This is a genomic window from Sphingomonas phyllosphaerae 5.2, from assembly GCF_000419605.1.
Taxonomy (GTDB): domain Bacteria; phylum Pseudomonadota; class Alphaproteobacteria; order Sphingomonadales; family Sphingomonadaceae; genus Sphingomonas; species Sphingomonas phyllosphaerae_B.
In genome coordinates this window covers 1,643,058-1,655,823 of the sequence record NZ_ATTI01000001.1, presented here as the reverse complement: position 1 = coordinate 1,655,823, position 12,766 = coordinate 1,643,058, and the positions used below count along the sequence as shown (strand labels likewise).

At 67.3% G+C, this 12,766-nt stretch carries 15 protein-coding genes and 2 tRNA genes; 7 read left to right on the top strand and 10 right to left on the bottom strand.

The features are described 5' to 3' along the window. Window positions 1-33 precede the first annotated feature (33 nt). The 3 genes from SPHPHY_RS0107760 to SPHPHY_RS0107750 all read right to left on the bottom strand — a co-directional run bounded on the left by SPHPHY_RS0107760 (window position 34) and on the right by SPHPHY_RS0107750 (window position 1,685). A complete protein-coding gene (locus tag SPHPHY_RS0107760; RefSeq protein WP_022686116.1) occupies window positions 34-294 on the bottom strand; it encodes an accessory factor UbiK family protein in 261 nt (86 codons plus the stop codon). 26 nt (window positions 295-320) lie between these two features. After that, a complete protein-coding gene (locus SPHPHY_RS0107755; protein WP_028056626.1) occupies window positions 321-875 on the bottom strand; it encodes a TspO/MBR family protein in 555 nt (184 codons plus the stop codon). 66 nt (window positions 876-941) lie between these two features. Then, entirely contained in the window at window positions 942-1,685 is a 744-nt protein-coding gene (locus SPHPHY_RS0107750; RefSeq protein WP_043130800.1) for a TlyA family RNA methyltransferase, read from the bottom strand. 200 nt (window positions 1,686-1,885) lie between these two features. Between SPHPHY_RS0107750 and SPHPHY_RS0107745 the strand changes: the two genes are divergently transcribed. After that, the gene (locus SPHPHY_RS0107745) at window positions 1,886-2,548 is read left to right on the top strand and encodes an RBBP9/YdeN family alpha/beta hydrolase (RefSeq protein WP_022686113.1); all 663 of its coding nucleotides are present in this window, start codon (window positions 1,886-1,888) and stop codon (window positions 2,546-2,548) included. A 6-nt stretch (window positions 2,549-2,554) separates the two neighbouring features. On the opposite strand, the gene SPHPHY_RS0107740 is transcribed toward SPHPHY_RS0107745, so the two are convergent. From SPHPHY_RS0107740 to gap, 3 genes are all read right to left on the bottom strand, one after another. Next, entirely contained in the window at window positions 2,555-3,745 is a 1,191-nt protein-coding gene (locus SPHPHY_RS0107740; RefSeq protein WP_022686112.1) for a phosphoglycerate kinase, read from the bottom strand. Further along, window positions 3,742-4,200 carry an MOSC domain-containing protein gene (locus tag SPHPHY_RS0107735; protein ID WP_022686111.1) on the bottom strand — a complete coding sequence of 153 codons (459 nt, stop codon included), beginning with the start codon at window positions 4,198-4,200 and terminating at the stop codon, window positions 3,742-3,744. Before SPHPHY_RS0107735 ends, SPHPHY_RS0107740 begins: the two co-directional genes overlap by 4 nt. A 91-nt stretch (window positions 4,201-4,291) precedes the next feature. After that, window positions 4,292-5,293, bottom strand: coding sequence for a type I glyceraldehyde-3-phosphate dehydrogenase (gap, locus tag SPHPHY_RS0107730; RefSeq protein WP_022686110.1), 1,002 nt, complete (start codon window positions 5,291-5,293; stop codon window positions 4,292-4,294). Window positions 5,294-5,431: 138 nt separating this feature from the next. On the opposite strand from gap, the gene SPHPHY_RS0107725 reads away from it, so the two are divergent. The 4 genes from SPHPHY_RS0107725 (at window position 5,432) to SPHPHY_RS0107710 (ending at window position 6,860) form a co-directional block, all read left to right on the top strand. Then, window positions 5,432-5,620: a hypothetical protein gene (locus SPHPHY_RS0107725; RefSeq protein WP_028056624.1), complete on the top strand. Its 189-nt coding sequence runs from the start codon at window positions 5,432-5,434 to the stop codon at window positions 5,618-5,620. Continuing rightward, on the top strand, window positions 5,620-5,925 hold the full coding sequence (locus SPHPHY_RS0107720; RefSeq protein ID WP_022686108.1) for a cell division protein ZapA: 306 nt from the start codon (window positions 5,620-5,622) through the stop codon (window positions 5,923-5,925). The genes SPHPHY_RS0107725 and SPHPHY_RS0107720 overlap by 1 nt, the downstream gene beginning before the upstream one ends. Window positions 5,926-6,114: 189 nt before the next feature. Continuing rightward, window positions 6,115-6,657, top strand: a complete 543-nt coding sequence (locus SPHPHY_RS0107715; RefSeq protein WP_022686107.1) for a 5-formyltetrahydrofolate cyclo-ligase — start codon at window positions 6,115-6,117, stop codon at window positions 6,655-6,657. After that, window positions 6,654-6,860, top strand: coding sequence for a DUF2842 domain-containing protein (locus tag SPHPHY_RS0107710; RefSeq protein ID WP_022686106.1), 207 nt, complete (start codon window positions 6,654-6,656; stop codon window positions 6,858-6,860). The genes SPHPHY_RS0107715 and SPHPHY_RS0107710 overlap by 4 nt, the downstream gene beginning before the upstream one ends. 24 nt (window positions 6,861-6,884) lie before the next feature. Here the strand turns inward: SPHPHY_RS0107710 and SPHPHY_RS0107705 are convergent. From SPHPHY_RS0107705 to SPHPHY_RS0107690, 4 genes are all read right to left on the bottom strand, one after another. After that, window positions 6,885-6,961 (bottom strand) — tRNA-Asp (locus SPHPHY_RS0107705). 97 nt (window positions 6,962-7,058) lie between these two features. Further along, window positions 7,059-7,135 (bottom strand) — tRNA-Asp (locus SPHPHY_RS0107700). A 46-nt stretch (window positions 7,136-7,181) separates the two neighbouring features. After that, window positions 7,182-8,372 (bottom strand): AI-2E family transporter, encoded by a 1,191-nt coding sequence (locus SPHPHY_RS19705; protein WP_022686105.1) that lies wholly within the window; start codon window positions 8,370-8,372, stop codon window positions 7,182-7,184. Between the two features lie 65 nt (window positions 8,373-8,437). Then, window positions 8,438-9,172, bottom strand: coding sequence for a Crp/Fnr family transcriptional regulator (locus SPHPHY_RS0107690; RefSeq protein ID WP_022686104.1), 735 nt, complete (start codon window positions 9,170-9,172; stop codon window positions 8,438-8,440). 320 nt (window positions 9,173-9,492) lie between these two features. Between SPHPHY_RS0107690 and SPHPHY_RS0107685 the strand changes: the two genes are divergently transcribed. Then, window positions 9,493-11,529, top strand: a complete 2,037-nt coding sequence (locus SPHPHY_RS0107685; RefSeq protein ID WP_022686103.1) for a 3-hydroxyacyl-CoA dehydrogenase NAD-binding domain-containing protein — start codon at window positions 9,493-9,495, stop codon at window positions 11,527-11,529. Continuing rightward, complete coding sequence (locus SPHPHY_RS0107680) at window positions 11,526-12,704, top strand: acyl-CoA dehydrogenase family protein (RefSeq protein WP_022686102.1); 1,179 nt, start codon at window positions 11,526-11,528, stop codon at window positions 12,702-12,704. Before SPHPHY_RS0107685 ends, SPHPHY_RS0107680 begins: the two co-directional genes overlap by 4 nt. The last annotated feature ends 62 nt before the right edge of the window (window positions 12,705-12,766 follow it).

The window sequence follows — 12,766 nt, the reverse complement described above, 5'->3', positions numbered from 1 at the left end:
CATCCCCGCGGGGATACACGCGCGGCCAGCACGTCAGGTGGTCGGGCGGTCGGCCAGCGCCGCTTCCAGCTTTTCGAGCCGCGCGCGCAGCGCGTCATTCTCGTCACGCGCTGCGATCGCCATCGCCTTCACGACCTCGAACTCGTCACGCGCCACGAAGTCGAGCCCGCCGATCCACTCACGCGCACGCGCGCGGGCGTTCGCCTCGGCCTCGCGGCCCATGCCCGCGATCGTGCCGGCCGCACCGTTGAACAATTTGGCGACGTCACCGAACAGTTGGTTTTCGGATTGCATGGCGATTCGTCCTGCGAGAGCAAAGGTCAGCGGATCACTTGGGATGCCGCGGCGGCTTTCACAACCCGTTCCGCGTCCGGATTCAGCCGCCCGATCTCCCAATTGAGCGCGCCGGCGAGGCACAGCCACGCCATGTACGGCACCATCAGCCACGCCGCGACGCGCCGAACCTGCGCGAAGACGATCGTGGTGAGGATCGACAGGCCGAGGATCGCGACGATCAACAGGAATGCCGCGCCGACGTGGTGCGCGCCGAAGAACAAGGGCGTCCAGGCGAGATTGCCGGCGAGCTGGGCGACGAACAGCGCGATGCCGAGCCCCCGCAATCGCGCGCCACGCGCGCTCAACACCAGCGCCAGCGCCACCCCTATCATGACGTAGAGCAACGACCAGACGACCGGAAACGCCCAGCCCGGCGGCGTGAAGTCGGGCTTGGTCAGCGCGGCGTACCAGCCATTCTGCTCCCCCGACGGCACGGTGCGGCCGGAGAGGAAGCCGAGCAACAGCACCGCAGGCACCGCCACCGCCGCCCAGCGAACGAAGGACATCCGCAACTGCTCCTTCGATGCCACTTCGCCCATGCTCATCCCCTTGCGCGCCAGATCGTTACGCCGACATCATGCATAGCGCGCGGCGCGTGACGCGGTTCAACCACGATGCGCCGCGAGCAGGAATTCCACGTTCCCCTCCGGCCCGGTGATCGGGCTTTCGACCACGCCTTCCACCTGCCAGCCACCGGCGGTGAACCAGTCCGCCACCTCCGTGCAGACGCGCGCGTGGATCGCCGGGTCGCGCACCACTCCGCCCTTCCCCACCTCGCCGCGCCCGGCCTCGAACTGCGGCTTAACCAGCGCCATCGCGCGGCCGCCGGCGCGCACGAAGCCGAGCGGCACCTCCAGCACCTTCGCCAATCCGATGAAGCTGGCGTCGCACACCACCAGGTCGATCGGCTCGGGGATATGCGCCGTGGTCAGGATGCGTGCGCTGGTCTGTTCATGGACGATGACGCGATCGTCCTGCCGCAGTTTCCATGCCAGCTGGTTCGTGCCGCTATCGACCGCGTACACGCGCGCCGCGCCGCGACTGAGCAGCACGTCGGTGAAGCCGCCGGTCGAGGAGCCGACGTCGATCGCCACGGCCCCGGCCACGTCCCAGCCGAAATGATCGAGGCCATGCGCCAGCTTGATGCCGCCGCGCGAGACCCAGGGGTGATCGCGCCCGCGTACGTCGAGGAGCGTATCGCCCGGCAGCGACTGCCCGGGCTTCTCGATCTTGCGGTCACCGGCAAAGACGAGCCCGGCCATGATCAGCGACTGCGCGCGCGTGCGCGACTCGGCAAGGCCGCGATCGACGAGCAATTGGTCGGCACGCTGTTTGGGGTTAGCGGACATTGCGGCGCTATCGCGCGCCGCGCCGGTCGCGGCAAGCCGCGCAACGCCTCGTCGCAGCAGGGGCACCGTTTGCACGACTTGCTGCGCTGCACGATTGCCGATCAATCTACTCGGGATTACATGTCGGATCAGAGGCCGCGGTATGCCCGACCCCACACTGAACCGCGGCCTCGCCTGCACACGGGAACAGGAGGTACGTCATGGGACATGCCAACTACGATCTGTCGGTTCAGCCGACCGTGCTGACCGTCCCCGGCCTGGGTGGTTCGGGTCCGGCGCACTGGCAAACTTTGTGGGAGCGCAGCCGCCCCGATACGTCGCGCATCGATCTCGGAATGTGGGACCGTCCGCATCGCAACAGCTGGGTGACGAAAATCGACCAGGCGGTGTCCTCGGCACGGGCGCCGGTAATCCTCGTCGGTCATAGCCTTGGCTGCATCGCGATCGCGTGGTGGGCGTCGATGAGCCCGCAGCCTTATGGATGGCCGGTGGCGGGTGCGCTGCTGGTCGCACCGGCGGACGTCGATCGCGCCGGGATCGCCAGCGAACTGGCGCCGTTCGGGCCCGCGCCGAAGCTGGCGCTGCCCTTCCCCTCGATCCTCGTCGCATCGAACGACGACCCGTGGGTGACGGTCGAGCGCGCGCACAGCATGGCGGTCGACTGGGGCAGCCATTTCGTCGATTACGGCGCGCACGGTCACATCAACGCCGCCAGCGGGCTTGGGCAATGGCCCGAGGGACTGGAACTGCTCGAGCGCGTGTTGACGGCGGCCGGTGGCCCGCATGGCGAGGTGCGTACGCCGGGCGACGCCCGTGCGATCCTGTCGCAGCGTGCCGGCGACGATCGCCGCCTGCACGCCTGACACGCGTCAGCGCTGGAGCGCCGCGACCCCCGGCAATTCGCGACCTTCCATCCACTCCAGGAAGGCGCCGCCGGCGGTGGAGACGAAGGTGAACGAGTCGCCCGCGCCAGCCTGGTTCAGCGCGGCGACCGTGTCACCGCCGCCCGCGACCGAGACGAGGCTGCCTTCCTTGGTCAGTGCCGCGGCAGTACGCGCCAGAGCGACCGTGGCGGTGTCGAACGGCGGCGTCTCGAACGCGCCGAGCGGGCCGTTCCACACCAGCGTCCGGCAGTTCTTGAGCACGTCGCCCAGCGATTCGGTCGCGGCCGGGCCGACGTCGAGGATCATCTCGTCGGCGGCGACCTCATGGACGTTGACGGTGCGGGTCGGTGGGTTCGGCCTGAACTCGGTGGCGACCACCACGTCATAGGGCAGATGGATCGTGCAGCCGGCCTGCTCGGCAGCATCGAAAATCTCCTCGGCGGTCCCGGTCAGCTCGTGCTCGCACAGGCTTTTGCCGACATCGACGCCGCGCGCGGCGAGGAAGGTGTTCGCCATCCCGCCGCCGATGATGAGATGGTCGACGCGCGTGACCAGGTGCTTGAGTACTGCCAGCTTGGTCGACACCTTCGCACCGCCTACCACTGCGGCGACGGGATGCTCGGGCTTGCCGAGCGCCTTCTCCAACGCGTCGAGTTCGGCTTCCATCGCACGGCCGGCGAACGACGGCAGGCGATGCGCCAAACCCTCCGTCGAGGCATGCGCGCGATGCGCCGCCGAGAAGGCGTCGTTGACGTAGAGGTCGCCGAACGCGGCGAAGCGCTCTACCACCGCCGGATCGTTCTTTTCCTCGCCGCCGAAGAAGCGCGTATTCTCCAGCACGCCGATGTCGCCGGGCTGCATCGTCGCGATCGCCGCTGCGGCGCCTTCCCAATCGATGTAGCGGACCGGGCGACCCAACACCGTTTCATACGGCCTTACGATCTGCGCCAGCGAGGTCTCCGGCGACGGCACGCCCTTCGGACGCCCGAAATGCGCCAGCACCAGCACGATCGCGCCCTTGTCGGCGAGTTCGGCCACCGTCGGCACGGTTGCGCGCAGCCGGGTGTCGTCGCTGACCCGCCCGTCGTGCAACGGCACGTTCAAATCTTCGCGCACCAGCACGCGCTTGCCGCGGACGTCACCGATATCGTCGAGTGTTCGGAAGGACTTGGTCATGATTCCTCGATCCTGATTTCATCACCGGCGGCGATCCAGCCGCCCTCCACCACCATCGCGCACGCACCGCCGCGCCAGTCAGGCGTCAGCGCCGCGCGCAAACCGGCGGCCAGCGCCTCCATGCGGTCGCACGGGTCGCATTCACGCGTGACTTCCAGCACCACGTCGCCGCCGATCCGCAGCCGCACGCCCGGCGCTTGCGGCAGGTCGAAGCCGTCGACCAGCAGGTTCGCACGGCGCTCCTGCCAGCCGATCGTGTGGCCGACCTCGGCCATTGCCGCCACCCAGTCGCCGCGCTCCATCAGCGTCACTTGCCGCTTGTAGGGCTTGCCACGCATCGCGCCGCGGAAGTCACCATGGATGCCGCCATCCACGCTGACCTCGACACGGTCCACCAACTGCATCGGCGCGCGCGAGCGCGCGTGGCGCGCGATGCCCAGCAAGGTGCCGGTCATGCACCCGCCCCCGCGCCCGTCACCCCGACGGCGGCCGGGGTCTCTCCATTACAGGGAGATGCCGGCTTCTGCCGGCATGACGGCGGGTTGCTCACCCCAGCTTGGCCATCGCCGAAGCGGTGTCGACCATGCGGTTCGAAAACCCCCATTCGTTGTCGTACCAGCTGACGACGCGCACCAGCTTGCCGTCGATCACCGCAGTCTCAAGACTGTCGACCGTCGAGGAGAACGGCGTGTGGACGATGTCGATCGACACCAAGGGTTCGTCCGAGAATTCCAGCACGCCCTTCATCGGGCCTTCCGCAGCCGCCTTCAGCAGCGCGTTGACCTCTTCCTTCGTCGTGTCGCGCGCCGGCGTGAAGGTCAGGTCGACGAGGCTGCCGTCCGGAACCGGGACGCGTACTGCCGAGCCGTCCAGCTTGCCCTTCAGTTCAGGCAGCACCTCGCCCACCGCGCGTGCCGCGCCGGTCGTGGTCGGGATGATGTTCATCGCCGCGGCGCGCGCGCGGCGCAGGTCCGGGTGGATCTGATCGAGGATTTTCTGGTCGTTGGTGTATGCGTGGATCGTGGTCATCAATCCGCGCTCGATCCCGATCGCGTCGTTCAGCACCTTGGCGACCGGCGCCAGGCAGTTGGTGGTGCACGACGCGTTCGACACGATCGTGTGGCCGGCTTCGAGCTTGTCGTGGTTCACGCCGTAGACGACGGTGATGTCGACGCCCTTGGCCGGGGCCGAGATCAACACCTTTTTCGCGCCGGCATCGATGTGCTTCTGCGCGCTGGCGCGGTCGGTGAAGAAGCCGGTGCATTCCAGCACGATGTCGACGCCCAGTTCGGCATGCGGCAGGTTGGCGGGATCACGCTCGGCGGTGACGCGAATGCGCTTGCCGTCGATTACCATGTCCTGCCCATCGGCTTCGACGGTCCCGGCGTACTTGCCGTGCACGCTGTCGCGGCTGAACAGCCAGGCATTGGACTTGGTATCGGCCAGATCGTTGATCGCCACCAGTTCCAGCTCGCTGCCGCGCTCCAGCAGCGCGCGCGCCACCAGCCGGCCGATGCGCCCGAAGCCGTTGATCGCCACCTTCGTCATCGTCACTCTCCGCCAAGTTCCGTCCAGATGCGGCGGCTTTTGCGCAGGTGGATGCGCAACCGTCAACCGCCGCGCTGCATCGTTCCGCCGCGCAAGCTACTTGTCGGCGGGCGCGCACGATCCTATCGCGATCGGATTATGGAAAATCCCGCGATCGCCCGGCTCGACGCCGCCATCGGACGCGTCGAACAGGCGATCGCCGCGCGGCACGCCGCCGACACCCTGCTCGAACGCCGGCACGCCACCTTGAAGGCGACGATGGCGCAGGCCATCGCGGCGCTGGACGCGATCATCGCCAACGAAGCCGACGCGCAAGGAGCCGACTGATGGCGCTCGTGAACCTGCGCATCGGCGATACGACCTACGATCTCGCGTGCCGCGACGGTGGCGAAGCGCGGCTGGAGCAGGCGGCGGCGCTGATCGACGAGCGCTGGGACGTGGCACGCCGCGCCGCGGGTGCGGGGGGCGCGAACCGCGCGATGCTCCTGGCCGCGCTGATGGTGGCCGATGCGCTGATCGACGCGCGCAACGCCCCGCCGCCCGAGACGCCGGAAGGCGTGGCGCTCGACCGATTGTCGGAACGACTCGAATCGATCGCCGCAGCCCTTGAGCAAACGCTGCCGAGCGCCTAAGTTGGTGTCGGCGGGTTCTGCCCGGTACGAGCCTAGAACTATCCCTGAGGCTATTCATCTTCCATGGGGGTTGTCCCTGCCCGGATCCTGGTCCGACGCACATGATTCCCACCTGACGTACCGAGCGTCAGTGGATACCCCGGCACACGGCCACGGCGGTCCCGCCACCCGCCTCTTCCATCGGACGCCATGACGGACAAACGAGTCCTGCGCGCCGCAGCCAGAGCCGCGCGCGACGCGTTTGTCGTGTCCGCGCATGCGCCGATCCGCGCTGACCGCCGGTTCATGGCACTGCTGTCCCCCGGGCTGGTGGTCGCGAGCTATGTACCGATCGGCAGCGAGGCGGATCCGGCGCCGCTGGCGCAGGCTGCGGCGGCCGCGGGGTGTTCGTTGGCGCTCCCGCACGTCGTGGACCGGGCGACGCCGTTGCGGTTCCTTCGCTGGGCACCAGACACGGCGCTGACGGCAGGGCCGTTCGGGTTGCGACAGCCAGCGGGCGAAGACGTGGCGGTAGCGCCCGACATCGTACTGACGCCGCTGGTCGCGTTCGATCGCCACCTGAACCGCATCGGGCAAGGTGCGGGTCATTACGACCGCGCCTTCGAGGCGTTCCCGCACGCGAAGCGGATCGGCGTGGCGTGGAGCGTGCAACGGCTGGAGGCGATACCGGCCGATCCATGGGACATGCCGCTTCATGCAATCGCCACCGAGCAGGATTGGATCACCGAATGACACCGTCGTGGCGCAAACCGGTCGGAATGCTGCTTATCCTGCTCCTGATCCTCATCTGGTGCGTCGGAATCGCATCATTATCCGGCACCATCGGGCACTGGCACGGCGCGGTTCAGCTCGCCTTCTACCTCGTCACCGGGATCGTGTGGATCACGCCGCTCAAGCCGCTGCTGCGCTGGATGGAAACCGGGCGCTGGCGCTGATGCTGACGACAAGCCATTGAAGAATGGCGCGAGTGACGGGGCTCGAACCCGCGACCTCCGGCGTGACAGGCCGGCGCTCTAACCAACTGAGCTACACCCGCATTCCATCGGCGGGATGCGCGTCTGCACGGACATCACGTCCGCTAACACGCGCATTTCCTGCCGGAAAACGCCGCTACCAAAAACCATCCCGAAGGGTGGCGCGAGTGACGGGGCTCGAACCCGCGACCTCCGGCGTGACAGGCCGGCGCTCTAACCAACTGAGCTACACCCGCTTGGAGAAGCGTGAGGCGCGCCAACTAGGCGGCGTGCCGAACCCTGTCAACGGCTGTCGGGTACTTTTTCAATTACCGTCGCCTGCTCCTCCTGCCCGCGCATCAGCGTACCGTCCTCGAACAGGAAGCCGGCGATGTCGGGACGCCCGGCGGCGGACAGGATCGTCTGGACGATGATGAGGATCGGCACCGCCAGCAACGCGCCCACCGTGCCCCATACCCAGCCCCAGAAGCTGATCGAGATGAGGATCATCACCGGGTTGATCGTCAGGCGATGCCCGACGATCAACGGCGTCACCACATTGGCCTCGATCAGGTGCGCGCCATACATGATCGCGGGCGCCGACAAGGCGGTCCACACGTCGGAAAAGGTCATCAGCCCACCGATCGCCAGCAGCAGCGCCGCGACCACCGGCCCGAAATACGGCACGTAGTTGAGCAGGGTGACGATCCCGCCCCACATCAAGGGGAACGGCATCCCCAGCAGGTGCAGCGCACCCGCCACGATCGCGCCCAGTGCGATGTTGATCGCGGTGATGGTGCCCAGGTACGAGGACACCGCATCGACCATTTCCTGCAACACGCGCGCGGTCGTCATCGCACCGCCGAAGCTGGCGCGTCCGGTGATCATCTTCTCGCGCATCCGAGTCCAACCGGACAGGAAGAAGAAGGCCACCAGAATCGCGTAGAAGGTCTGGATGATGACCGCGGGTGCCGAGGTGGCGGCCAGCTCGACGATCGAACTCGGCGGCGCGACCGTGGTGGCCGGCGACGGCCGCACCGGAGTGGTCGCGATCTGGCGCAAGGTCCGGTTCGCGTAACGCTCCAGACTGGAATAAAGATCGAGGATCGGGGCGAGGTTCGCCTGGATGCGGTGGATGCGACGCGGCAGCAGCCGGAAGAATTCGGTCGCCGGCACCACGATCGCGGCCAGTGCGACGTTGGCGATCACCAGGAACAGCACGACGCAGAGTAACGCCGCGATCGCCGAGGGCAGCCGCCGTCGCTCGAGCCACTCGAGCAACGGGATCAGCGCCAGCGAGACGACCAGCGCAATCGAGGTCGGCATGAAGAACTCGGCCCCCGCCTGCAACGCGAACGGCAGGCCAAGCATCAGCCCGATCCCGGCGGTCAGCGTCAGCCCCGCCAGCAGGCGATCACGGCGTAGCGGTGGGTCGATCCCCGCCGCAGTGGGCGCCGGAATGAACGGTTCGGCGGGCGGGAGCTGATCGGACATGACCAGCACCTAAGGCTATTTACGCGCTGCGGCCAAGCGACTTCATGCCGCGATGCGGCGCCGGATCAAGGCGCGGTCTGCCACTTACCTTCCTCGAGGTAGAGATAGTCGGGGTCGAACTCCCCGAGCCGCGCCAGCCGATCATGGTCGAGGATGCGCACCGTGCCACGCGCGAAGTCGAGGAGCCCGGCCTCGCGCAGCCGCCGCAGCATGCGGTTGACGTGCACGCTGGTCAGCCCCAGCGCCTCGCCGAGATCCTGCTGCGTCAGCGCAAAGGCGAAGGTGCCGCCATCCGCCGCGCCCACGACGCGCATCCGGTGATAGGTCTCCAGCAGAAAGTGCGCGAGCCGCCCAGCGGCATCGAGGCGCCCGATGCGGAATATCCATTCACGGTGGAGCGCGGCGTCGAGCAGCGTCGAACGCCACATGAGGCGCGCAAGCTGCGGATGTTCCGCCAGAATGAGGTCGATCCGCGCATGCGGGATCAGCGCGATGGTCGAATCGGCAAGCGTGCCGACATCGTGGTCCAGCCGGCGCAGCGGATAGCCGTGCAGGTCGACGAAATCGCCGGTGATCTGCAATGCCACCAACTGCCGGAAGCCGTCGCGTGCATCCATATAGCGGCACATGACGCCATCGAGCAGCAAGGTGCTGTACATCACCGGTTCCCCCCGCCGCGTGACGATGGTGCGCGCGGGCAATCGCTCGACGCGCTCGACGGCGCGCTCCAGCACGTCCTTCTCGGCCTCGGTCATCGCGTGCCGGCCGCGCCCACGCAAAAAGTCCTTCGTCACCCGCATCGGATGGCCTGCCCCCCAGAAATACTACGTCCCTGATCGATGCTTAGGGTTTGTACGCGAGCGCAACAAGCCACCGATCGTCTGCCCGACGCGGCACGCGCGCGGCGCGCCGCAGCGATGTGGCTGTCGGTGCTCGCCGAAAAATTGTCGGCAGCGCCAGATGCTCCGGCTGCCGCTCGGGGGGCCAGCGGCTCGCGACATAGTTGCTTCGGTTCGTACGACGGCGGTTGCGCGACCCTCCCCGGTCGCGATAGATGTCAAACGTGTTCGAAACAACGGTATGCCGGCGCGAAGGCTGGCATCGAGGAGAGTGGCCGCCCATGACGTCGCAGACAACCGACCATCGCGCGCCCGTCCGCACCGAGCGGCATGGCGACATCCTGGTGATCGTATCGGACTCGCCGCCAGTTAACGCGCTGAGCGCGGCCGTGCGCGACGGGTTGGAAGCTGCGATCAAGGAAGGGGCTGCCGACGCCAGCATCGCCGCGATGGTGCTGCGATGCGACGGGCGCACGTTCTTTGCGGGTGCCGATATCGGTGAATTCGGCAAGCCATTGACGGGCGTGCCGCTGCCGACGCTGATCGACATGATCGAGGCAAGCCCGACGCCGGTGGTGGCGGCGATCCACGGCACTGCGCTGGGCGGCGGGTGCGAAGTGGCGCTGGGGTGCCATTACCGGGTCGCCGTCCCGTCGGCGAAACTGGGCACGCCGGAGGTCAAGCTGGGGCTGCTGCCGGGCGCCGGCGGCACGCAACGATTGCCGCGCGTCATCGGTATCGCAGCTGCGCTGGAGATGATCGTACTGGGCAATCCGGTGTCAGCGAAGGCAGCGGCGGCGGCCGGGCTGCTCGATCGCGTCGTCGGTGAAGGGACACTGGAGGGCGATGCGATCGCCTTCGCCCGCGAAGTCGCGGGCAAGCGCCCGATCCCGCGCGTGCGTGATCGGCACATTGAACCCGATCCCGCAGCAGTCGATGCCTTCCGCGAGGCGCATGGCCGCAAGCTGCGCGGCTTCGATGCCCCCGGAGCATGCATCGCCTGCGTCGTGGCGGCGGGTGAGAAGCCCTTCGAGGAGGGCGTCGCGTTCGAGCGCGAGCAGTTCATGGCGTTGATGAACGGCACGCAATCGGCAGCGCAGCGGCACATCTTCTTTGCCGAACGGCAGGCGGCGAAGATCGACGGCGTCGACCCGGCCACCCCGCTGCGCCCGGTTCGCCACGTCGGCGTGATCGGCGCGGGCACGATGGGGGGTGGAATCGCCATGAACTTCCTGTCGGCGGGTATCGCGGTGACGATCGTGGAGATGCAGCAGGACGCGCTGAACCGCGGCATTGGCGTGATGCGGCGCAATTACGAAGCGAGCGCGGCGAAGGGCCGTATTCCCGCGGACGCGCCAGATAAGGCGATGGGACTGCTCACGCCGTCGCTGTCGCTTGACGCGCTCGCCGGCTGCGATCTCGTCATCGAGGCGGTGTACGAGGAAATGAGCGTCAAGAAGGAGCTGTTCGGCAAGCTCGACGCGATCGTCCGGCCGGGCGCGATCCTGGCGAGCAATACGAGCTACCTGAATATCGACGAGATCGCCGCGGCGACGAAGCGCCCCGGCGACGTGCTGGGTATGCATTTCTTCTCGCCCGCCAACGTCATGAAATTGCTGGAGGTGGTTCGCGGCGCACAGACGTCGCCGGACGTGCTGGCGACGGTCATGGCGCTGGCGAAGAAGATCAGGAAGGTGGCGGTGGTCGCGGGCGTCTGCCACGGCTTCATCGGCAACCGGATGCTGATGCCGCGCCAGGTCGAGGCCAACAAGCTGCTGATAGAAGGCGCCACGCCGGAGCAGATCGACCGAGTGCACGTCGCGTTCGGGATGCCGATGGGGCCGTTCCAGATGGCCGACCTCGCCGGCGTCGACATAGGGTGGCACCGCGACCCGACCCGCATCGAAAACATCCGCGACGCGCTGGCCGCCGAAGGTCGCTGGGGGCAGAAGAAGGGCGCCGGCTTCTACGATTACGATGAGAACCGAACGCCCGCTCCTTCGCCGCGCGTCGCCGAAATCATCGACGACTTCCGCGCGAGGGAAGGCGCGAGCCCGCGTGAGATCAGCGATGAGGAGATCGTCGCGCGCACGCTTTATACCATGGTCAACGAAGGCGCGCTGATCCTTGAGGAAGGCATGGCGCAGCGCGCGTCCGACATCGATGTCGTCTGGATCTATGGCTATGGTTGGCCGGTATACCGCGGCGGGCCGATGTTCTGGGCGAAGACCGAGGGCGTGGACAAGGTGGTCGCGGGGCTGGAGCGCTACGGCTTTCCGGTCGCGAAGACGTTGCGCAACGGGGAGGCGCTGAAATGAGCGATCTCGACACGTTCCGCGCCGAAACGCGGGCCTGGCTGGAGGAGAATTGCCCGGCCGAGATGCGCAAGCCCGTCGTCTCCGAGAAGGATGTCGTTTGGGGCGGACGCGACCAGAGCCGGATGACGCCCCCCCAGAAGACCTGGCTCGATCGGATGGCGGCACGCGGCTGGACCGTGCCGGACTGGCCGGAGGATTATGGCGGCGGCGGGTTATCGCCGGCCGAAACCAAGGTGTTGCGCGAGGAGATGACGCGGATCGGTGCGCGCAATCCACTCAACAGCTTCGGCATTTCGATGCTTGGGCCGGCGTTGCTGAAATACGGCAACGAAGCGCAGAAGCTTGAGCATCTGCCCAAGATCGCGCGCGGCGATATCCGTTGGTGCCAGGGCTATTCGGAACCGAACGCCGGGTCCGATCTCGCCAGCCTCGCCACCAGCGCGGAGGATGCGGGTGATCACTTCTTGGTCAACGGGCAAAAGGTTTGGACCAGCTATGCCGATCAGGCCGACTGGATCTTCTGCCTGGTGCGCACCGACAGAGCGACCAAGCAGGGCGGGATCAGCTTCGTGCTGTTCGACATGGCCTCGCCGGGCGTATCGACAAAGCCGATCCTGCTGATCAGCGGCTATTCGCCGTTTTGCGAGACGTTCTTCGACGACGTTAAGGTGCCGAAGGCGAACCTCGTCGGCGAATTGAACAAGGGCTGGGACGTGGCCAAATACCTGCTCGGGCACGAGCGCGAGATGATCTCCGGCATGGGGCTCTCGGGCGGCGGCAACGCGCTGATCGAAGGTGCGCTGGCGACGGTCGGGGTGGATGCCGACGGGCGGCTGGCCGACCCGCTGCTGCGCGCGCAGATCGCGCTCTACGAGGTACGCGCCACCGCCTTCGCAGCGCAAAGCGAGCGCTTCATCGACGAGTTGAAGGCAGGACGTGCGCATCCCGCGCAGCCGAGCATGATGAAATATTACGGTACCGAGCTTAACAAGGCGCGTCACGAGCTGGCGATGGCGGCGGGCGGCTCGGACGCAATAGAGTGGGAAAGCGAGCGATCCAGCGGCGGGCGCGCGGCGCGGGCGTGGCTGCGCACGAAGGCGAACTCGATCGAGGGGGGAACGAGCGAGATCCAGCTCAACATCGTTGCGAAACGGATCCTCGAACTTCCGGGGTGATCTCCGCATCAGCCCGGTGCGCGCCGGGGTCTCCTTTCACAAACCGCGTCCATGCGGCGCAA